Source organism: Alteromonas pelagimontana, from assembly GCF_002499975.2.
Lineage (GTDB): Bacteria > Pseudomonadota > Gammaproteobacteria > Enterobacterales > Alteromonadaceae > Alteromonas > Alteromonas pelagimontana.
The window spans coordinates 252,909-274,943 of the sequence record NZ_CP052766.1 but is presented as its reverse complement, the minus strand read 5'-3'; the positions used below and the strand labels follow the sequence as shown (position 1 = coordinate 274,943).

17 protein-coding genes are annotated in these 22,035 nt (G+C 45.9%); 6 read left to right on the top strand and 11 right to left on the bottom strand.

Features of this window, described 5'->3' with window-relative positions; genetic code table 11:
* Positions 1-20: 20 nt before the first annotated feature.
* The 6 genes from ybaK to CA267_RS01200 form a co-directional block, all read right to left on the bottom strand.
* Positions 21-497 (bottom strand): Cys-tRNA(Pro) deacylase, encoded by a 477-nt coding sequence (ybaK, locus tag CA267_RS01225; protein ID WP_075609157.1) that lies wholly within the window; start codon positions 495-497, stop codon positions 21-23.
* Between the two features lie 9 nt (positions 498-506).
* The gene (locus tag CA267_RS01220) at positions 507-2,789 is read right to left on the bottom strand and encodes a penicillin acylase family protein (RefSeq protein WP_075609158.1); all 2,283 of its coding nucleotides are present in this window, start codon (positions 2,787-2,789) and stop codon (positions 507-509) included.
* Positions 2,790-2,941: 152 nt separating this feature from the next.
* Positions 2,942-3,454 carry a cob(I)yrinic acid a,c-diamide adenosyltransferase gene (locus CA267_RS01215; protein WP_075609159.1) on the bottom strand — a complete coding sequence of 171 codons (513 nt, stop codon included), beginning with the start codon at positions 3,452-3,454 and terminating at the stop codon, positions 2,942-2,944.
* A gap of 4 nt (positions 3,455-3,458) precedes the next feature.
* On the bottom strand, positions 3,459-4,874 hold the full coding sequence (locus tag CA267_RS01210) for a CsiV family protein (RefSeq protein WP_075609160.1): 1,416 nt from the start codon (positions 4,872-4,874) through the stop codon (positions 3,459-3,461).
* A complete protein-coding gene (gene mfd / locus CA267_RS01205; protein ID WP_075609161.1) occupies positions 4,871-8,368 on the bottom strand; it encodes a transcription-repair coupling factor in 3,498 nt (1,165 codons plus the stop codon). The genes CA267_RS01210 and mfd overlap by 4 nt, the downstream gene beginning before the upstream one ends.
* 66 nt (positions 8,369-8,434) lie before the next feature.
* On the bottom strand, positions 8,435-9,028 hold the full coding sequence (locus CA267_RS01200) for a PilZ domain-containing protein (protein WP_075609162.1): 594 nt from the start codon (positions 9,026-9,028) through the stop codon (positions 8,435-8,437).
* Between the two features lie 142 nt (positions 9,029-9,170).
* Here CA267_RS01200 and CA267_RS01195 point away from each other — a divergent pair, with 142 nt between their 5' ends.
* Both CA267_RS01195 and CA267_RS01190 read left to right on the top strand, forming a co-directional pair.
* Positions 9,171-10,370: a lipoprotein-releasing ABC transporter permease subunit gene (locus CA267_RS01195; RefSeq protein ID WP_075609163.1), complete on the top strand. Its 1,200-nt coding sequence runs from the start codon at positions 9,171-9,173 to the stop codon at positions 10,368-10,370.
* A gap of 117 nt (positions 10,371-10,487) precedes the next feature.
* Entirely contained in the window at positions 10,488-11,048 is a 561-nt protein-coding gene (locus tag CA267_RS01190) for a phosphoribosyltransferase (protein ID WP_075609164.1), read from the top strand.
* 1,132 nt (positions 11,049-12,180) lie between these two features.
* On the opposite strand, the gene CA267_RS01185 is transcribed toward CA267_RS01190, so the two are convergent.
* The 3 genes from CA267_RS01185 to CA267_RS01175 all read right to left on the bottom strand — a co-directional run bounded on the left by CA267_RS01185 (position 12,181) and on the right by CA267_RS01175 (position 14,328).
* Positions 12,181-12,825, bottom strand: coding sequence for an energy-coupling factor ABC transporter permease (locus tag CA267_RS01185; RefSeq protein ID WP_075609167.1), 645 nt, complete (start codon positions 12,823-12,825; stop codon positions 12,181-12,183).
* A gap of 18 nt (positions 12,826-12,843) precedes the next feature.
* Positions 12,844-13,653 (bottom strand): exodeoxyribonuclease III, encoded by an 810-nt coding sequence (xthA, locus tag CA267_RS01180; RefSeq protein ID WP_075609168.1) that lies wholly within the window; start codon positions 13,651-13,653, stop codon positions 12,844-12,846.
* Between the two features lie 78 nt (positions 13,654-13,731).
* Positions 13,732-14,328: a biliverdin-producing heme oxygenase gene (locus tag CA267_RS01175; RefSeq protein ID WP_075609169.1), complete on the bottom strand. Its 597-nt coding sequence runs from the start codon at positions 14,326-14,328 to the stop codon at positions 13,732-13,734.
* 82 nt (positions 14,329-14,410) lie between these two features.
* On the opposite strand from CA267_RS01175, the gene CA267_RS01170 reads away from it, so the two are divergent.
* Together CA267_RS01170 and CA267_RS01165 are read left to right on the top strand one after the other, a co-directional pair.
* Positions 14,411-16,981: an HWE histidine kinase domain-containing protein gene (locus tag CA267_RS01170; protein WP_075609170.1), complete on the top strand. Its 2,571-nt coding sequence runs from the start codon at positions 14,411-14,413 to the stop codon at positions 16,979-16,981.
* Positions 16,982-16,997: 16 nt separating this feature from the next.
* Positions 16,998-19,379, top strand: coding sequence for a two-component system response regulator (locus CA267_RS01165; protein WP_075609171.1), 2,382 nt, complete (start codon positions 16,998-17,000; stop codon positions 19,377-19,379).
* A gap of 233 nt (positions 19,380-19,612) precedes the next feature.
* Here CA267_RS01165 and CA267_RS01160 read toward each other — a convergent pair whose 3' ends face one another.
* Positions 19,613-20,068: a hypothetical protein gene (locus CA267_RS01160; protein WP_075609172.1), complete on the bottom strand. Its 456-nt coding sequence runs from the start codon at positions 20,066-20,068 to the stop codon at positions 19,613-19,615.
* Between the two features lie 18 nt (positions 20,069-20,086).
* A complete protein-coding gene (locus CA267_RS01155; RefSeq protein WP_075609173.1) occupies positions 20,087-20,938 on the bottom strand; it encodes a hypothetical protein in 852 nt (283 codons plus the stop codon).
* Positions 20,939-21,130: 192 nt separating this feature from the next.
* Here CA267_RS01155 and CA267_RS01150 point away from each other — a divergent pair, with 192 nt between their 5' ends.
* The gene (locus tag CA267_RS01150) at positions 21,131-21,538 is read left to right on the top strand and encodes a DUF2750 domain-containing protein (protein ID WP_075609174.1); all 408 of its coding nucleotides are present in this window, start codon (positions 21,131-21,133) and stop codon (positions 21,536-21,538) included.
* Positions 21,539-21,541: 3 nt separating this feature from the next.
* On the top strand, positions 21,542-21,970 hold the full coding sequence (locus CA267_RS01145) for a SufE family protein (protein WP_232367582.1): 429 nt from the start codon (positions 21,542-21,544) through the stop codon (positions 21,968-21,970).
* The last annotated feature ends 65 nt before the right edge of the window (positions 21,971-22,035 follow it).

The following is a 22,035-nucleotide window of genomic DNA, read 5'->3' as shown; positions in this document are numbered from 1 at the left end:
CTGACCTATACAGTGAAAATCTAATCTTCAGGTTGCGTGAGTGGGGCGAATTTGCCTCTGGTAAGCGCCAACATATCTTGAGGAGATAGAGACACTTCAAGCCCGCGGCGCCCGGCACTGACAAAAATGACAGAAAGCAATTCGGCACTCGAATCCAGCCGCGTGATCAATGCTTTCTTCTGGCCCAAAGGGCTTACGCCACCTAACACGTAACCAGTACTTCTAGCGACATCATCAGGGGCAGCCATAGCGGCTTTTTTGCTGCCACAGGCTTTCGCCATACTCTTTAAATTTAACCTTTTATCTACCGGTAAAATGGCAACAGCCAGTTCTTTATTATCTAATTCAACGACCAGTGTTTTGAACACTTGCGCGTAGGGCAGCGCCAACTTGTTGGCAGCTTCCAGTCCGTAGGACGTTGCGTCCGGATCATGCTCGTATTTATGAACGTTAAAAGGAAGCTTCCTTTTCTTAAGTAAATTTATAGCCGGAGTCACCGATTATCCTCACTTTGGTAGCCAGATGCGTTTATGTATTGAAGATCCGGGTAATAATGGAGTGGGCTTTTGCGCTGCGTAATCCTCAAAACCAGTTTTGTAATATTGCGAAAGTGGATGACCTGACTGGCCCCCTGGCAGCACCATAACCGCTTCTTCGAGATGCCCTGGCTGCACAAAAAAACGTTCTGAAGCACCAAATGCTTCAGCCTGTACGGCTGGCATAAAGGTATCTCCGAAAGCTGGTATTTCTGCCATATTAAGTAAGCTCCCGATTAATGGGATCTGTTTGGCAAAAGGGTGCTCGACCCGCAAAGCATTTACCTTGCCCCATGCAAGATCAGAAAAATTGTTATTGTTACTGTATCTTTCGAAAAGTTCATCTCTGGCTTGGATATAAGCATTTACCAGAAATTGCTGCCAGTCCCGTTCTCCTGCGGGTAACCAACCTAAGGGTTGTTGCTCCAGCAGTTGCCATAAAGCGGGCTCAACCTGGCGAAGCAACTGAGACGTTTGAAAACCTTTATCCTCCAGCGGTTGAAAAACTGGGCTAAGCAACCGGTTCATGACTTCCTGGCGAAACTTTTTCACGAGCGTATAACCCACAGCGTCCGCGCAGGCGCAGGCTTGCCATTTAGATAACTGCTGAAGATCTGCAGCAAATTGGGAGGTATTGGCGTTAAGCGACTGGATCAGCAGAGTGTGCCAAGGCATCAGAAAGCGCGCTTCGTTGTCTAGTTGAATAGCGTAGAAACGGGCTTCGTCAAAATTATCATAGTCATACAACCTGTCGCGAATTTGTTGGCTTCTTGCACCTAACGCGTAGCCACCGTCGCCAAAACGTGGCATGTCTTCTTTAGATACCACCCGGGCGTTTGCTGTCCATAATCGTTGAGAAGGCGGATTTTTGAACCGCGGAAGTTCATTTTCTTTTTGTTGCCACAAAGAAGAGTATTGGGATTCAGGAATGGCATAATTACTGGGGGTAGGGCGTGCGGTTACTGCTCCGGCGGGTGTCCAGGCGGCATTCCCTGATTTATCCACCACCACCATATTTTGCGTGGGAATACCGATAGTACTAGCCAGCGACAATGCTTCATCAACATTGGTGACTACATCCAGATCAGTTATAGCCAGATTGACTGCATAGGGTTGATGAGCGACCCAGGCAAGTGCATATTGAACGTCATCGACAACTTTAACCGGTCCGTAGGGGCTATTTAAGAACGTATAGGATTCTTCTCCTTCAGTCGTGGCGATGTTGGTTTGTACCGGGGTAACATTGGTTGATTTATCAAGTTCAATCCACTCAACGTTATCCAGGTTGGCGTTTGTGAAACCCCAGGCGATATGGTTATTGGTGCCTACTACCACGCCGGGTACGCCAGGTAAACTTACGCCGGTAAGTTGCACGCTCTGATCATCACGGCTGTAATTAAGTTGGGTGCGATACCAGATAATGGGCACCCGAAGCCCTAAATGCATGTCGTTTGCCAGCATTGCTGCGCCATTGTCAGTAAGTTGGCCAGTTACCGCCCAACTGTTACTGCCGATATCCAGCGGTTCTGGTTGGCGATATTGTGCAGTCGTTATTTTGGGTAAAGACGGAATTTCAGTTTTGCCGCTGGCAATAATGCTGCCGTCAAGCGCTGCCTGGTAACTGCTGGGCGGGTTTAGAAATGCCAGCATATCGTTGCCAAAATATTTCACCAGGCCCGTTCTCGCCATGTCCAGCGCAACTTGCCCCTGCTGCAAATCCAGATACATACTGAAAATAACCAGTATACTATCTTCAGGCTGCCACGGCTGCATCTCGTAGCCGGTCAGGAGGTATTCCATCGGCCGTACTTGATATTCGGCTAATGTATTATTTACTGCCTTGGCGTAAGTTTGCAGAAGCGCTTTTTGTGTTTTGGGCAGTGAGGCGTAAATCTGCTCGGCGCGGGCTCTAAACTGATGGAAGCGCGCTTTTTTATCTGCGTCTAACGCCACTTTACCCAACCATACAGATAGTTCGCCGGCTGCGACTCTGCGCTGCAAGTCCATTTGGAAAAAACGGTCTTGGGTGTGAGCCACGCCTAAGGCATAAGCAGCGTCGATTCGATCTGCGGCATGGATGACCGCTTGACCCAAGCCGTCCCGTTCAAGGGAAAGTGGTGCTGATACTGCGGGGCTAGTTTCCTCCCCATCTAATGCAGGAATGCTAAGATGTAGAGTTGCGTATATCGCTATACCAGCAATAAAAACTATTACTACCAGACCTGTTATTAATCGAGTTAGCCAGTTACGCAAAATCCCTGCTCCATTTTTTTCTCTATCCTAAACTATTATCCTAACGCAAGAGAAGGGGAGGGAAGAACCTTTGCAAGTATTTATAGAAAAAAGGAAAGTAAGCGCAGGCGCCTCTTCTTGTTGGCTACCTGCGTGCCCTGCATATTAGAATGTTATATCTTAATGTCGGCTTCGCCACGGGGGTGGTTAAGGTAACGAGCAAGGGTGAAAAAGTAATCAGACAACCGGTTGAGGTAGGCCAAGGTGCTATCGGCAACGTCGTGTTCATGGCTTACTTTCACCAATGTTCTTTCGGCGCGTCGGCACACCGCCCGGCAAATATGGCTTTGGCTAGCCTCAATACAGCCACCCGGTAAAATGAAACTTGTCTGGGCAGCAAGTGATTCGGTAAGACGATCAATTTCCTGTTCAATGTCGGTTATATCATCGATGGTAAGTGTCGACGTTGCCGATATAGCAAAGCCAACCTGAAACAGATTCTTCTGGATAGCGGTTAGTCTATCCCGATGCTCAGGAACCTGACAAGCCAGTAAGCCCACATGGCTGTTAAGTTCGTCTATATCGCCATAACATTGCAACACCGCATCGTCTTTCGTCACTCGCACGGCTTTATCGACATAAATTTGGGTGTTACCTTTATCCCCCCCGCGCGTATACACCTTCATTATGTTATTCCTGTTCGCCGGGGCGTTTGTAGCGTCTTATTTCAACTACCATACCGAACAATGGATGATCGAAATAATGTAACTGCTTGCTGATGACTCTGCGCACCTGTTTAAAAGGCACTGAAGCTAAACGGTAGGTCGGAGCTTCATTCGGGTTCACTGTATCGCCTTCAATGGGAACGGGTTGTCGGTAAAATAACTCGGTATCGATATGTAAATAGGGAACCCGATTGATGTATTTCAGAAATACCTTCAGTTCACCGTCAATTTGCCAGATGGGAGTATCAGGCTGTGCAACAGTTGACCGCACAGGTATTAGTGGCTGCATTTTATTCTGTTTAACAGCGGCCATCATGGAGGCAAAGGAAACTGTTTCGGCTTTATCCAGATCATTTTGTAAAATAGAGAAAAAATCATCCTGGGAAGCGGTAAGGGAAATTTCCTCTTTCTTTTTAAGCTCAATAATTGAAGAGTCATTAAGGTCTTCAGGCTTGATTTGCTCACCGGTAAGCGTAAAGGAATCTGCAAAGTTTTTACCGGCGAACAGGCGTACGCTTGCCGCTTTTTCCTCTCCAAATTTTACTGGCTGACGCCATACGATATGCAAAAGGCGATTGAGCCCGCCAGCTTGTCTAATCTGTTGCGACAATTTAGTGAGATGAAGTTGATTAGGGGATAACACATGGGGGCGAGAAGATTCCGGCCAGTCTTGTCCATCTAGTGTAATTGGAATATGGTCGGGGTAAGGTAGATGATTATCTGGTTTGGACCGACGCCAGGAGCCATTTTGCCAGCTTAACCATAACGTCTGCGGCTCACAAAAGCGAAAGCGTGGAACGGTAACTGGATTGAAGTTGTTGATGCCACTAAACTCTAACCAGTAATCCGCGATTTCCCGCACAGTAACGTCGCGCTGAGGCGCAATGCTTTCCAGTGAGTTCTGCGCAGCACCGGGTTCGACAACTGATGCGTTCGTTGGCGTCAAGGGGCTGCCGAAGTATTCCTGTCTCGCACTGTCAGGTATTTTATTCGCCGTTGATAAACCTGTATCGTTATTTATGTTAACAGCTTCCCCGACAGAGGCACCAGAGCGCGCCGTCTGCCACTGTTCGTAATCGCTGATAATGGATTCAATTGAAGGTTTAGGAAGCCATAATGGCGAGTTACCGGTGTCACACGTTGCCAATCCTTGCTTCAGCCATGAAATATCAGGACGAAGATATTCACCAATCAAATCCCAGTCGGCGTGATAAGGAGAAAGTTCATCGGCTTCTTCGAACTGCTCCGCGAGTTCTGTCAGCGCTACGTTGCGGTCAAAAATAATGACTTCCACATCAAACCACCAGTCATCGGCAGCGAGCGCAGGCGCGGTAACAACACTTAACAGTAGCAGGGAAAAAACACTGCGGACATACATCATGATTGGCGCGACTCCTTAGCAAAATCGGCGAGAATATTTTCAACCAAATCCAGACGTTCTTTGGCCGTTTCGGTGTATTTTACAATGCGCAGTTTTTGACTGCCCTCGAATTTGAAAGTTTGAGGCTTAGTTTGTACTAGCTGAATAATATAACCCGGATCCACTGACGTGTGCTCCTTAAATTCAACGGTCCCGCCCTGGGCGCTTAAGTCGATTTTCAAAATTCCCAGAGCTTTGGCTGCTAGTTTAAGCTGTGCCACCTGAACGAGGTTTTTCGCCTGCACCGGCAATAAACCGAATCGGTCGATACACTCAATCTGGAAATCATCTATGTCTGCTTTGGTTTTACATCCGGCCAGGTGCTTGTATAGCGAAAGCCGCGTGTTCACATCAGCGATATAATCTTCTGGCAACAGCGCTGGTATTCGCAGTTCGACTTCGGTCTGGCTTGCCATGGCTTCATCCAGTGAGGGCTCTTTACCTTCTTTTAAGGCAGTGACCGCTTGATCCAGCATATCCATATACAAGCTAAAGCCGATACTGGCGATTTGCCCAGATTGATCAGCTCCTAATAATTCACCCGCGCCTCGTATTTCCAAATCATGGGTTGCCAAAGCAAATCCTGCGCCCAAATCTTCTAGCGCTGCGATAGCATCCAGGCGTTTAGCCGCATCTCTGGTCATTCGCTTAGGGTGTGGAGTAAGTAAATAAGCGTATGCCTGATGATGTGAGCGTCCCACGCGCCCGCGCAGTTGGTGAAGCTGAGCCAGACCAAGATGATCTGCGCGATCCATAATAATGGTGTTGGCTGTGGGTACGTCAATGCCGGTTTCAATGATAGTTGTACACACCAGCACGTTGTAGCGCTGGTGGTAAAAATCGCTCATAACCGATTCTAAATCGCGTTCGCGCATTTGCCCATGGCCAACGGCAACGCGAGCCTCTGGGACAATTTCTGTAATTTCCTGCGCCGTTTTCTCAATGGTTTCTACTTCATTGTGCAGGAAATAAATTTGACCGCCGCGCAAAATCTCACGCATTATCGCCTCTCGGATGATGGCACTGTTACGCTGCTGCACAAAGGTTTTAATTGATAACCGGCGGGCAGGTGCGGTAGCAATAATGGAGAGGTCGCGCATACCCGAGAGGGCCATGTTCAGCGTTCGAGGAATAGGCGTTGCGGTCAAAGTAAGGATATCTACGTCGGCACGCATAGACTTAAACTTATCTTTCTGGCGTACACCAAATCGATGTTCTTCATCGATAATGACCAAGCCCAGATCATGAAATTTAACATCGTCACTTAGCAGTTTATGCGTTCCGACTACAATATCGACCAATCCGGATTTTAATCCTGCTGTTGCAGTTTTGGTGTCTTTACTACTAACGAAGCGGCTCATTACCTGAATATTGAATGGCCAGTTGGCAAAGCGGTCTTTAAAGTTTTCGTAATGTTGCTGGGCCAGCAAAGTGGTCGGCACCAGAATCGCAACCTGCTTACCGTGATTCGCAGCCAGAAACGCCGCGCGCATAGCCACTTCGGTTTTGCCAAAACCTACGTCGCCACATACCAGTCGGTCCATTGCATTTGGGCTACCCATATCTTGAATAACAGCATTGATCGCTTGAAGCTGATCCGGCGTTTCTTCAAAAGGAAAGCTATCAGCAAAGGCTTGATAATCTTCCCAGTTGATATTGTAGGCAAAGCCGGGTTTAGCGGCTCGTTTAGCGTACACGTTCAACAGCTCGGCTGCTACATCTCGAACTTTTTCTGCTGCTTTTTGTTTGGCTTTGCTCCAGGCGTCAGAGCCCAACGCGTTGACGGGCGCATGGTCGGCGTCACCACCGGTATACCGGGAAATAAGATGCAGCGACGCTACCGGTACGTAAAGCTTTGCCTGTTTGGCGTATTCAATGCACAGATATTCTGTCATTACGCCACCGGCATCAAGGGTTTGCAAGCCCAAATAGCGACCAATACCATGATCAAGATGCACAACCGGTTGCCCAGTGGTGAGTTCGGCCAAATTGCGAATAATCGCGTTTTCATCGGTAGCGGCACGCTTGTCCCGCAAACGTCGCTGGCTGACTTTATGGCCAAGCAGCTCCGTTTCAGTAATAATATGCAGTTCGCGTTCAGCATGTTGCCAGGTAAAGCTGTGTTCTACTAAACCCACGGCAATACCGACATTCTCGTCGCTCTTAAGAAAATCACTGAAGTGTTCAAAGAGGGTCGGGCGAATGCCAGCTTTGCGTAACAGAGCAAGCAGATTTTCTCTGCGTCCTTGCGATTCCGCACAAAAAAGCACCTTCGCCCCGCGAGTCACGGCGTCTGATAGCGTTTTTTGCAACATCTCGGCAGGTTGCTTTTTTTGCGGATTAAATGCGATATCCTGTAATTTTGGGCAGCCCAGATTGTGCTGGCCCGCTTTTTCATCAAGCGCATCTGCTACTAAGGAAACCCGTGGCCACTGCTTAATATTCTCAAACAGGTTGTTAATAGGAATAAATAAGTCTTCGGGAGGGAGCAGGGGGCGAGCCAGATTATACCTGTGCTGTTCGTACCGTTCAGTGACATCTGCCCAGAAAAATTCACTCGCCTGATGCAAGTTTCCGTGCAATAACAGCAAGGAACTCGGGTGCAGGTAATCAAATAATGTAGCCGTTTTTTCGAAAAACAGCGGTAGATAATATTCCACACCACTTGGCATGGTACCTTTGCTCACCTGCGAAAATACCGATTCCTGCGCTTTATTGGCATCAAATTTATCCAAAAATTGCTGCCTAAACAGGGAAATGCCTTCTTTATCGGTAGGAAATTCCCGCGCGGGAAGTAAGCGAATCTCTTTTACTTTATCAGAGGAGCGTTGAGTCTCGGGATCAAACAGTCGAATGGTATCGATTTCATCATCAAACAGATCAATACGAAAAGGCTGCGTGCTGCCCATGGGAAACAGGTCAATGATCGAGCCGCGAACGGAAAATTCACTGTGGCTCATTACCTGATTAACATGAAGATAACCGGCTTTTTCCAAATTACGGCGAAACTGGTCGCGATCCAGTGACTGCCCCTGATTTAGCATCAGCAGATATTTATTAAGATAATCGACCGGAGCTAATCGCTGCATCAGCGTATTAATAGGGACAATAAAAATGCCTTCTTTTTGATTGGTCAACCGATAAAGCGTTTCCATCCGCTGAGACACAATATCCTGATGCGGCGAAAACATATCATAAGGTAACGTCTCCCAATCGGGGAACAGCGTAGTGGGGGCAGAGTCGCCATCCATAAAAAAGCTAAGTTCACGCTGGAGTTTTAGTGCCGAGGGAGTATCGGCGGTAACTAAAATTATCGGCCCTTTATGCTGATGATACGCCTGACTGATGGCGAGCGCTTGGCTGCTGCCTTGTAATTGCCCCCATTGCTGGTGATCCTGAGACGAGCTGATTTTTTTGGGTTTAGGAAGCGGCAAGGAAGTGATGGTAGCTGTCATAACACCCTGTTTTCGTTAATTGATGACTGGCAAATTAAAATGCTGGAGGCGCAATACAACCCTGCGTTAATGGTCTTTCCCCTGCGCTCGTTTACGTAATTGCTGGGTTTGCAGGTGTAAGCTGGCGCGGACCAGCAATTCCTGATCCTCTTCACGGATCCGGTTAAAAATAAAAGCTATATGGTAGTCATCCGCTTCTTTCTGGCAAGCAATTACTTCACCAAAGCAAAAAATAGCGGCCGCTTCTTCAGTAAGAAATAGTTTTAATTCTGCGCTGGCACCGATATCTATTGCGTCAGTACTGCGTACTATTACACCGCCGCCGCCGAACTTCGTAGCCCGTAATCGATACCGTTGCTCGTCTTGTTGATGCAAAATATAAGACATCATCAAGTCAATTTTGCGCGCCTGATGATTCAGATAATCGGCCAAACCGGACGCTTGTTCACCGAGGTTTCGCAGGGGGCGAAGTGCCTGAGCCTCTATGGCAGACATTTCGCTGGCAATTCGAAAGGCATAGGGCATCGCCTCCTCCAGTTCTGACATGGAGGGCAGCGTGCTACCGACAGGCAAGGGTTTTATATTGACGTTAATTTCATGGGCAATCATGAAGAACTCATCGAATTGAGCCTGTTTTTCCGCCAGAGTGAGTGTATCCATTTCCTTTCCTGCCACCTAATTCTTGTACGCCTGTAAGCTTACACGTAGTATACCAACTTTACTAATTCACTGGTGAGTCAGGTTTTTTTGCTCACAGCCAGAGTATAAGTGATCGAGCGCCCGTTCGATCAATAGAGGAATTATGTTTCATCCGATTTCCGCGTTCATCGCTTTGCGCTACTCCACTGCAGGAAAACATAATAGTTTTGTATCCTTTATCAATTTCTTTTCGGTTGCCGGTATAGCATTGGGATTAATGGCATTGATTGTGGTGCTCTCAGTAATGAACGGTTTTGAAGACCAGCTTAAGCAGCGAATTTTAGGTATTGTGCCCCATATTGTAGTGTTGGCGGATGCTGATGATATTCCTGAGTTGGCGACACTGCCGGGCGTCACTAAAACGATGGCATACACTGAAACAGAAGGCGTTGTTCAAGCAAAAACCGGATTGCGTGGCGTTCAGATACAAGGTATTGAGCCGGAAAAAATGGAGCAATCTATTGTTGCGCGGCATTTGAGTATTGGTCGCTTTACCGATTTAAAGTCAGGCGACTTCCGCGTGATTGTTGGCCGCGCGCTAGCGCTACAGCTTGATATTCATCCGGGCGACACCTTACGCCTGTTAATCACAGGGGCCAGTGTTTACACGCCTTTTGGAAGATTACCCAGCCAAAGATTAGTGACGGTTTCAGGTATCTATAACGTTGGCTCACAAATGGACGACAAAGTCCTGTTTATGCATTTAGATGACCTAACACGACTTCTTCGCCAAGCTCCTGACTCCGCTGTCCATACTCGGCTGTTCTTAGCCGATGCTTTTGACTATCAGCTTACCCTGGACGCGTTGCCCCTTAGTGAGCAGCAGGTTGAAAACTGGCGTGAAAGACAGGGGCCATTGTTCGATGCGGTTAAAATGGAAAAGAACATGATGTTTATGATGTTGCTGCTGATTATTGCTGTGGCAGCATTTAATATCGTTTCTGCATTAGTAATGGTAGTGACGGAAAAGCAAGGTGATATTGCTATATTACAAACCCAAGGGATGAACGGCCGAAAAATAATGTCAATATTCATCCTAAATGGTCTATTTAACGGCTTGAAAGGGGCGGGCATCGGTTTAGTGCTTGGCGTTGTCGTGGCTTCTCAGCTTAACCTGTTACTATCAATTATGGAATTGCCATTGGCGCTTAGCGCTGACGGACAGGGGGTGCCGGTAGATTTAAGATGGACACAGGTACTTGGGGTCACGTTCTTTTCGCTGTTATTGTGTGTCGTGGCCAGTCTTTACCCCGCGAGTCGGGCAATGCGCGTCAATCCCGCTACGGCGCTGCAAAATGATTGAGACTCGTTAGTCTGCATTGAGCTGCTACTGGCGGGTTGACCAGTCGGTAGGATTTGCCGTGCAAAATGAAATGATATTCACTATACTCGCCGTCTTTTCTATTCTGGGCCGGTAGACATGAACAAAAATTTTATTACTTCTCAATCGCTGTTAGAAGACTCTTTTCGCCTTGCGGCCAAAGTATACGATGATGGCTTCCGCCCTGATTTTATCATAGGTATATGGCGGGGCGGGGCTCCGATAGGTATAGCAGTACAGGAATTTTTTGAATTTAAAAACACCTCCACCGATCATATTGCTGTACGCACCTCTTCTTACTACGGCATCAATAAACAAGCGAAAGAAATTCGTGTACATGGTTTGCACTATCTTGTGGAAAACGCCAATGCGGAAGATAAGTTGTTAATTGTTGATGACGTTTTCGATTCAGGACGCAGCGTTGATGCATTAATCAAGCAAATCGGTATTTTAATGCGACTGAATATGCCTAAAGATATTCGTATTGCGTGTCCCTGGTATAAACCAGCGAATAATAAAACCCATTTAGTGCCGGATTATTTCGTTAACAAAAGCGAAGAGTGGCTGGTATTTCCTCACGAGATTGCAGGCTTAAGCGAAGAAGAAATTCGCGAAGGTAAAAAGGAACTAACCGGCGTAATGGATGTACTTTTTAAATAATTAGTCGAATACACTGATTAAATTTTAGCTGCTCCATACACTTTTAATTGATGTGCAGTTGCTCTGGGTTATGAGCTAACGCGTAGAGGGTGATAACAAATTGCATGACACGATTAACGTAGCTGCACATCACTAAAAAAAACGCTCAAGACGGTCCAATCTGCCAGCAGCTAGACAAGGCCTGCCACTGAAGCAGGTCATTTACAGAATTTCTTTTTCGTAAGCCGACGATACCTTTGGTAAATAAGCATGCCTAGAAAAAATAAAAGCGCAAACGCCGAAATGTCTATAAGAAACGTAAGTAAACGAAAGTGACTGCCAAATATATCGTTAGAAAATCCAACAATGTAAAATATTGCACGAGAAGAAAGATAGGCGAACAAAAAAGCGAAAAGATATTTCATAGATTGACCATAATTTTGCTTATAAATGCGAATTCACACTTCATAGTAGAAGAAAAGGCTCAGGGCAAGAGCATGAATAAAAATTCAGCAGCCTTGAGAAATAAGCAAAAATTTCTTAGCCGAAACGCCGTAAAATCATCCCTGATGGCTCTGCTGGAGCATCCCTGCTCCAGAAGTTCGGCTAAGAAATCTTCACTTATGGTTAAAACTATTCGCGATCTTTCTCTGAGAAAAAACTGCGTAGCGGTTTAAATGCGCAATGTTCATAGTAACGATTTCTTTGGTTATTTAACCTGCATTTTGGTCTAGGTCTTGGTTATTTCTGGGTAAATAAGCGAGGGGCTCTTCGCAGGGCAACCGCATGAGTGGGCGAAAAACCATCAGCTGAGAAAATATGTAAAAGGTTCTTAGCCGAAATGCCGTAAAATCATCACTGATGGCTCTGCTGGAGCATCCATGCTCCAGAAGCTCGGCTAAGAAACTTCCACGTATTATTTAAAGATCTCGCCCTCGGCTATTCGTCGAACTGCTGGAACAGGATTGCTCCAACTGAGCTATCAAGGTGGAATAGGCGTTTCGGTTAAGAGAACTCTTAATAATTTTTATCTTCGCTGGTTGATTGTTTGAAAGTGCTCTTGTCGTGGACTGAGCGGGCTAATTTAAACCAGGAGTTAGCCCAAATTGTCTGTGACAAATAAAATTCCTGCTGGCCCTGGCTTACCAAAGCCCTACTGCTTGTCGAGATAAAACTTGTCGTGAAACGTGTAAACCCAATCCGGTTTGTAGATAATCAATAAAGTCATAGTCATTCCGTTAAGAAGTGCTTCGGGGAACAGCAATAAGGGAATAAGTATGACATAGTTGTCCTTTACCACATCCCAGGTATAGATATCATCAAACGCATAATACCCGCCTAACAGTGCCATTTTTAACGCAATTAGCAGGGCACCGGGTAAAAACGCGCATAGAAAGACATAGATAAAAAAGTGTCTGGGGATCCTGTGAAACGAGAGCATAAATATAAGGTAGCTCACGCTGATGGGCGCAAGTACTCCCAGCAAGCCGTTGACTCCGAGCATTTCCCATTGTTCTTTGCCAATTGCGGTGGTACCCAATAACGCGGCGGTAGCGGCAAAGACTGCCCAGCGGAACCCCAATGTTAATGTCAAAGCTGATAGCCACAGAAAGTGCACGTTCAACCCAGGAAAAATACCCGCGCGAAATATCCACAGAAAAAATAACGAAGCGGTTGCGCCAAATACGATGTGCTGGCGCTTCTTATCTGCCATTAACTCAGTAAAAGGCAACCGCTTAGCCAAGTAAAGCAAAATGACAGCGAAAGCGGCAAGACTCAGTCCTTGTATAGTGGTCACTTTTACCTCAAATTCAGTTTATAAATTATATTTAGCCCAGATAGGCGCATGATCAGAAGGCTTCTCCATTCCTCGGAGCTCGTAGTCTATTCCCGATTCCTGCAACGTCTGGTGAACCGGCTGTGTACTCAATATTAAATCAATGCGTAAGCCACGGTTGTCGTTAAAGCCTTTGGAACGATAGTCAAACCAGCTGTATTTATCTGTGGTTTGAGGATGCATTTCGCGAAAACTGTCTTTCATTCCCCAGCCGAAAAGGCGGTTAATCCATTCCCTTTCTTCTGGTAAAAAGCTACATTTACCGGTGCGTAACCAACGTTTTTTGTTTTCCTCGCCAATGCCGATATCTAAATCAGTCGCGGAAATATTCATGTCACCCATTATGATCACATTGTCCTCAGGAGCATGATACTCGTCCAAATATCCCATTAAGTCTGAATAAAACTTACGCTTTGCCGGGTATTTGGTTTCATGCTTCTCGTTTTCGCCCTGCGGAAAATAGCCATTTAACACGGTTACCGGCTTGCCATTATCGCCGCGTAACGTCACCATAATCATTCGGCGCTGCGCATCTTCGTCATCAGTAGGAAAACCCATCTGAACCCGTTCTGGTAGGTGCTTGCACAACATTGCGACACCATAATGGCTTTTTTGACCATGGAAATAGACGTGGTATCCCAGCGCTTCAACATCAGCTACTGGAAACTGATCGTTATGAACTTTAATTTCCTGTAGCCCTATTACGTCTGGCTGATGTTTTTCAATTAGCGCAGATAACTGATGCAGACGCGCTCGAATACCGTTGATGTTGAAAGAGATTACCTTCATGATTTTACTCTATATCCTCTTTAGATTACGCTATGGTAACAGATGTACAGCTCTGTGAAATAACCGTGCCGGAGTGTCTCACGCAGTAGTCGTGAGACTGGGAGAAAGCGTGCCGGCGGTCTCTTGTAATCCTTTAAACAGGCGATTGGCGACACGCACTATTTCCTGCGTATCCAGCTGTTGCTTTTGTGCAAACAACGCTGCCTCTGATTTAAATTGCTCCCAGTTCGCCCCCACGTCCTTCATGGTGTCGTAGTAGTGAACTGGCAGCGAATTCCAGCTCTTTTGGTGCAGCCATTTTGAAATAATTCGAGCGCCCATGGATGAGCCCATCCACACGTAACTGGCCGCCACCACGAATTCATCTGAAGGATTGGTCGGTGTATCGTTCAAAAGTTGAAAAGGAACGATTGATCCTCCTAATATGCTAAGATCGCTATGGATTGCTTTAGCCACTTGATGGACGTTAAGGTTACCCAAAAAAGGATAGTCTTTCTCTGAATCAATGTTTTTTGCTACAAAGTCGTGAAAACCTGCCAATAGAGCAAGATTTTGTTGATAGGCATGACTATCAAATCCTTTTGGTCGCATCAAGGTATTAAAAGGATAAGTCGCTTCTAAATCCTGGTGGGCCGAGCCAGTCAAAATACGTAGCTGGGAAAATAAGCTATTCATATTTATTCTACGTCACATTTGATAAAGTGGGCACATAATACGTGATTAACCTTAGAATTCGTAGCGAGTAAGTGCATTCATCATGGAAACTGCTGAAAATCGTAACTATCCACAGTCGGTTGATTTAACCAACTGCGACAAAGAACCTATTCATTTACTAGGAAATGTGCAGCAATTTGGCTGCTTTATTGCCTTACGCGCCGATTGGTTAATCGCTTATTGTTCTGCAAACACAGAAGAATATTTTGGCTGTATTCCTGATGAGTTAATCGGCGATGGTATTAAAAACTGGCTCGATAAAGAGACACTTCACCACGTTCGCTCTGGTTTACAATCTTCAATGATAACGGGCAGAAATGAACGTCTTTTTAATCTTCGGATCGCAAAAACCAGTATTCCGGTAGAAGTATCGATTCACCACAACGGTGAATTTATTATTCTGGAATTTGAAAAAATCGACAAGCAAAATGACAGTTCTGAGCATTTCGTGCGCTCATTGCTTTCCCAGTTTTACCGCGCAACAGACAGCGCCGACCTGATTGATATGGTGGCCCAACAGCTGCGACTAATTACTCACTATGACCGGGTAATGGTGTATCGATTTTTGCCTGATGGTGCTGGCGAAGTAATTGCTGAATCCCGTGAACCCGATTTAGAAGCATTTCTGGGATTGCGCTACCCAGCTTCCGATATACCTAAACAGGCGCGCGCGCTTTACGTAAAAAATCTGCTCCGGGTTATCGGCAATGTTAATGAAGACGTTATTCCGATTGTTCCTGCCATGGGGAAACGCGCACAGCCCCTTGATCTGTCTTTTTCGACCTTGCGAGCGGTTTCTCCCATCCATATTGAATACCTGAAAAATATGGGCGTAGATGCCTCGATGTCGGTGTCCATTATTATTAACGGAAAGCTATGGGGGTTATTCGCCTGTCACCATTACTCACCAAAAGTGCCTTCATACTTTCAGCGCACTGAACTGGAACTTTTTGCTGAAGTATTTGCGTTGGAGCTTTCCTCGCGCTTAATTGCAGAGCAGGATAAGGAAAAAAATCGGGTGCGCGGCGTACATAACCGCATGATGGCGACGATGAGTTCACAGGGTTCGCTAATAGACAGCATCGTGCAACAATTTGACACCCTGCAGGATCTTATTTCCAGTGAAGGTATTGCGGTGCTGGTGGATGGACAATATCAGGGACATGGCACCACGCTTCCTACCGATATCCTTTCCCGACTTACTCGCTACTTAAATACTCAGGCTCCAAGTGAAGTCATTGCCCTTGATTCAATAGGCGACGTGATGGCCGAATATGATACCGCCGTTCACAATATTGCGGGTGTGCTGGCAATACCGATTTCCAAAAGTCCAAGAGACTATTTACTGTTTTATCGTCAGGCTCAAACTCAGACAATTAAATGGGCGGGAAATCCTGAAAAGCCGGTGAAACTTGGCCCCAGCGGATCGCGGCTGTTACCAAGAACCAGCTTTGAAATCTGGCGGGAAACTCATAACGACCGTTGTCATGAATGGAGCGAGCAGGATTTAAGGGATGGCGAATCGATTCGGGTTACATTGCTGGAAGTGATGATCAGGCACGTTCAGGAGCGTGATGATATTCGCCAGCAGGCAAGCCGCAAGCATGAAATTCTTATTTCCGAACTGAATCACCGGGTACGAAATATACTGAATCTCGTGAACGCGATTGTAATGCAAACGGAGCAAAGCAATCGCTCTATTCAGGAGTTCGTAAGTGTTCTGACGGGGCGTTTAGTCGCACTGGCTTCAGCGCATGATCAGCTTACCGCCTCTCAATGGTCTGACATTTCTTTTACCCAACTGATTAACACCGAAATTCAAGCCTACATTGACGTAGATGCTCGCGTGCATCTTGAAGGCGAAGAGGTAATGATTAAGCCGGAAGCCGCTACCTCTATTGTACTGGTGATGCATGAGCTTTTCACTAATGCGGCCAAATATGGTGCGTTATCCACCAGTTTGAAAAAAGGAGAGGTACATATTCAATGGCACCAGGATCCATCGGCTGGCCTGATAATTGAATGGAAAGAACAAGGTGGACCGCCCGTTGTACCCTCTAATCGAGAAGGATTTGGCATGACGTTAATACGCAGTGTAATCCCTCACGAACTTGATGGACAGGTCGATGTAGAATTTGCGCCACACGGTGTGCAGGCAAAAATGGTAGTACCGCAAAGACACATCAGTGATTGTCAAAAGCTACCGCATGTAGAAGAGGCGCTTTCTGTTGATTTAACCGCGAGCACGCCTTCACTCCCTCGCGAAGCGTTGGTGGTGGAAGATAGTCTGGTGATTGCACTGGATATGCAAAAAAAACTAAAGGATATAGGAATAGAACAGGTTTCCGTGGCGGGAAATATCCGTTCTGCTGAGCAATTAATAGCGAAGCGGCAACCAGGGCTGGTAGTATTTGATGTACATTTGGGGCGAGAAACCACCTTTGGATTGTTACAAAATGTTCTGGGACAAGGCATCCCATGTATTATTATTAGCGGTTATGGTGAGGAATTGACTCTTCCCGCAGAATTTACTGCTGTTCCTGTACTAACCAAGCCAGTTGCAACGCAAGCTGTAATTGAGGTGATTTATACATTGTTTGGTACTGCGAATTAACCTGATTGGAAACTGAATGAGTTTACTTAAGAATAAGCGTGTCCTTGTAGTGGAAGATACCACCATTGCTGCCACTTATCTCGCTCGCGAACTGTCTAACATGGGAGCAAATGTGGTGGGGCTGGCCCGTTCGGAAGAGCAGGCTTTACAAATGGTTGAAAAGACGCGCCCCGAACTAATTTTAATGGATATTCATCTGGCTGAGGGCGGAAGCGGTATCGACGCAGCAAAAGTTATTGCCAGAAATTACAGCGTTCCTTTAATTTATACCACATCTTTTTCAGACGATAGCACCTTAAGTCGCGCATTAGAGACATCGCCTTACGGTTATGTCGTTAAACCGTTTGATGCCAAAACTATCAAAGTCACCTGCGAAACCGCCTTAAGCAGATTTGCGTTGGAACAAAAAATTGCTTCTTCCGAAAAGCGGTTCCGAGTCGCTGCAGAAGCCGCGCAATTTGGTGTATTGGAATTGGATGAGAGTGGCAAAGCCTTCACTTTTAAAGGAGCGAAAAGTTTAAAAAATCGCTTTGGTGCGGGTACCGAAATGTCACGAGAAGATTTTCTCGGTTTATTTCCCGCCAATGAACGTCAAGCCGTTGTTGATACACTTGAAAAGCGCAGCAGTCTACGCAAAACCATTCAATTTACGGATCAGGAAACTGAAGGTTGGGTGGATATCGTATTCACCGAAGTGGATCTAAAAGAAGATAATGTGGTTATTGGTGCGGTTATTGACGTAACCGATAAGCAGCGCCAAATAAAAAAACTACAGTTGTCCAACGTTATTTTAGATCAGCTTGTTGAAGGCGTCGCGGTCCTCGATGAGGCGTTTTGTGTTATTGATGTGAATACTGCATTACTCGGGTTGCTACGTATTGAGCAATCGGCTCTGATGGGAACCAATATTTTCGAATTTGGGTTTGATCAGCAGATTCTAAATAAAGTGCATCAGTTAAAGCCGCCTAAACCCATCCTTCGGGAGAAAACAATGCTGCTGCGTTCTGACGGTATTGAATTTCCCGCTTTTGTTACGTTTAGTGAACTGGAAAGTAAGCACGAAAAAGTCCAGTACGTGGTTACAATTTCGGATATTACCGATTTGTCCCGCGCAGAGAAAAAGCTGGAAGCTCTCGCCTTTACCGATCAGCTCACTGGTGCAGGAAACCGGAATTACCTTAAACTCATTCTGAATGAAAATGTTTACGCGGGCAGCGTTAAGGCGCTCCTTTTTATTGACATAGATGGCTTTAAGCTGGTTAACGATAGCTATGGACATGATGTGGGCGATGATTTATTGGCAGAATGTGCCGCTCGAATCAAAGCGGTTATTCGTCAAAATGATACCTTTATCCGCCACGGTGGAGACGAATTCATTATTCTTGTTCAGGAGACAAGTGATCTGGCGCAGCTTAGTGAAAGGCTGTTGGCGGTTTTTGAGAAGCAGTTTTCCATCAATAATAAGACGCTAAAAATCGGCGCCAGCATTGGCGTGGCAGAGTCATCTCCTGGCATTACCCCAAGCGAAATGCTTAAACATGCTGATATTGCCATGTATGAAGCGAAGAAGCGGGGTAAAAATCAGGTGGTGTTTTTTTCCTCTCAACAGAACGAATCCATCGAATACCGCTTATTCGTTGAGCAGGGGCTGTATAATGCGATTGTTAATCAAGACTTATATGCCAGTTTTCAGCCAATAGTGGACTCTGAGGAAAACATCGTAGCGTTGGAAGCGCTATGCCGGTGGAACAATATTGATATTGGCCACATTCATCCTGAATCTTTCATTCCAATTGCAGAAGAAACCGGCTTGATTAATGCGTTAGGTTTAAAAATGTTGCGCGAAGTCTGTATTGCCAACGTGCTTTTGCGGGAAGCGGGCATGTCTCACATCAAACTGCATGTGAATGTTTCCATATTGCAGCTAAATTCGCAGGTGTTGGTGGATCAGTTTCTTGCTTATTTGAAAGACTTTGATGTTTCACCTAAAGATATTGTTTTGGAAGTCACTGAAACTGCTATGCACGACAACAGTACAAAAAGAATCTTGCGAGAACTGGCTAAATCAGGATTTGGTATCGCAATTGATGACTTTGGAGCTGGCTTCGCTTCAGTTTCGGAACTGACAGAACCCTATACCACAATGGTAAAATTAGATAAGTCGTTAGCGCCCACTGGGGATGTCACTAATACCCGCAACGTCATTGCAGAGTCACTGATCCAATTATGTCAGAAGCTGGGTAAAACGGTTTTGCTGGAAGGTATTGAAAAGGAAATTCAGGCCGATTTTGCGCGCCAGGCAGGCTGCCATTATATGCAAGGTTTTCTGTTTGCCAAGCCGATGAGCTTAACCGAAGCTATGCAGCGAATTACACAAAAAGAAGCACAGGCAGTATAGCCTGAGCTTCTTTTGCAATACTTAGAATTTTTCACCCTTTCGTAGTCATCATAGATTACTCTCCCCCAAAGGGATGCCTCAGCGGTTAATGTTTTATAGCATCGCCTGGTTTACAAACTGCTGATTGCTTTCTAGGTGAATCGGTACCACTATGACAAGATCAATTACAGATCTCTCGGATTTTGCATTTTCTATATAAACGAGCGGACATGCGTTGGGAAATCAGCGAGTGGCTAATACGCTAATAATACCTCGCTTTTATTTTGTAAATAGCCTTTAGGCGCAGTTTCCAGAATACTGAAACTTGGCACAGCGAAGCTGTCCGGACAATGAAGATTTTGTAATACCTTAAGCACTATTTGTGGAACAGGAGTGATAATTGCTACGTTGCAGTATTCTTTGTTAGCTTCGCAAAAGACAGCTTGCGACTGCTGAGACCGCAATTCATTTTGCACTAATGTAAAAAGTTCCAGTGCTCTTAACGGTAAAACATTTAGCCGGTTTACTCTATTTTCTTCCTTCGCTGAGTCGTTCCAGGGAAACTGGATCTCGACGACGCCCCCTTCTAACGCTTCCCACAAAGGTTCCCGCAACCAAATTGCAAAGTGACGAAAATTGATACTGATAATATCGAAACTTTGAAAATTGTCCGGTATCGGAAATACAGGCTCTTTGGGGGCAATCTTCATTTACGGCAGCTCGCTTTTTCAAACATATTCTTTCTCCATGTTATGGTTATTGACGTACATGGAAATCGGAAATCGGTCGTAAACCTTATCATTGAACCCACTAATTTTATGTACCACAAACAGATTATTGTGTTCGTGCCCGTGTTCTCCAACGAAAACGTTGATAAACTCTGAAATGAGATGTTGAGAATCTATGGCTACGTCATTGGTAAGCTGTAAAGCAAGATCGTGTAAGCGCTGCAGACCGACATTCGCGCTTTCCAATAACACCATCAGGTTGATGCGATCTGGAGTTTCTTCAAGTACAGAGGCGCGAAAATCCGCAGGCCCGCCTATAAAATCCCTTTCAATGTATGCTTTAAACCGGTATTCCCTTTCCAGAGAGCCATTGGCAAGCTCCCGCAGCCGTGAATTCAATCTCATGGAATGAATGCTAAGCCCGAAGTAGGAAACATAATCGTACAGACTATCTATAAAGCGGTAGGCATAAGATCGCTGGTATTCTTTTTCCATTTTTTCAGTAAGAATATTTACCACCTGGCGATCATGGGGTAAACATCCTTGCACATGCCGTTTTAGATGACTGGTGAAAATTCTGGCACTGAGCACGTAATTATTTACAAAGGCATTAAGTCGGGGTTTGGTACGCTCTAACTCTTCAGCGCATTGTTGTTGAATATACAATTGCCCGAGCGTCGCCATGGTTTCTTTAACCATTTCAAAATTGGAGAGCACCAATCTGAACTTATGGCTGATAGCGTAGCATGCAGATAAGCGTTTTCTTGCTCTTTTTAAATCCCGAAACTGCTCTTCTGTTAGCGATAGAAGCGCTTCGTGCTTTCTGGATGTAATGTAAAATTCAGATTCCATTTAAGGTGCGGCTGCTATGACAAATTTTTATACGTAAGACTAACACGCCAAAAAAGGCGCGTTAACTTAAATCAATGCGGATTAGTATAAGGTGCGATGTTATCTTCATAAAGTCTCATTTGCTAGTGACGCTGGTAAGACGGTAATAGTCGTTTTATACTTCGCGCAGAACCTCGTTCCACCGGAGCCATCGTGTTTCCTGATACGCTTTTGAACTCGTTACCCGAACCTGTCCTTAACCAAATTAAACAGTTAGATGCAGAAGAAAGACTTGAGCTGTTTCTTCAGTATACCGTCAAAGCAAAGGAAGTCTGGGTCCTCATCGGAGAAAGCGGCTATGTGATGCTTGAATCCACTGACACCATCAGCCTGCCTGTATGGCTGCACAAAGACACGGTTACACTGTGGGAACGGGCCGATATGCAACCCGCCACCGCACAGGCGGTATCTTTAGAAAGCTTTTTAACCACCTGGCTACCGGGGCTGCAAAATAATGAGACAACGCTGGTCATTGCGCCTGCAGGCAGCGATCAGCCAGGTATGGTGTTAACGGCAAACGAACTTCGAGACAGCCTGCGTGAAGCGGGTGCGCCGTGGTAATCCATGATGACTGATAAATATTCGGCTGCTGAAGACGTATTGCCTGTTGCGCGCACTCTTTTGCAGGCGACGGGGTGGGACGGCGTTACACGCGCACTCATGTTGGCGGGCAAACAGCTGCCGGTTCTTGCTGAGTCAAAAAGGCAACCAGAAAACCTGGTTCCAGGATGTGACAGTGAAGTGTGGATTGATAGCAAGTGTTGTGAAGGCAAACAACTCTACTGCGCCTATTCGCCGTCAAAAATAATCCGGGGCGTCCTGAGTGTATTGTTGGAAAAGGCAAATACGATGTCAGAAGAAGAGGTAGCTACCTTTAAATTTGACGACTATTTAACGCGTCTGGGCCTGCAGCAACACCTAAGCCAATCCCGCGCCTATGGGATAAGAAAGGTTATTGCACGGCTTCACGCGCTTGCGGCGGTTCAGTGTTAAATCGTATAAAAGATTGACTCCTGCGACAAGGCAAGCAACTTTGTAGGCAATACAGGCAGTCAAAA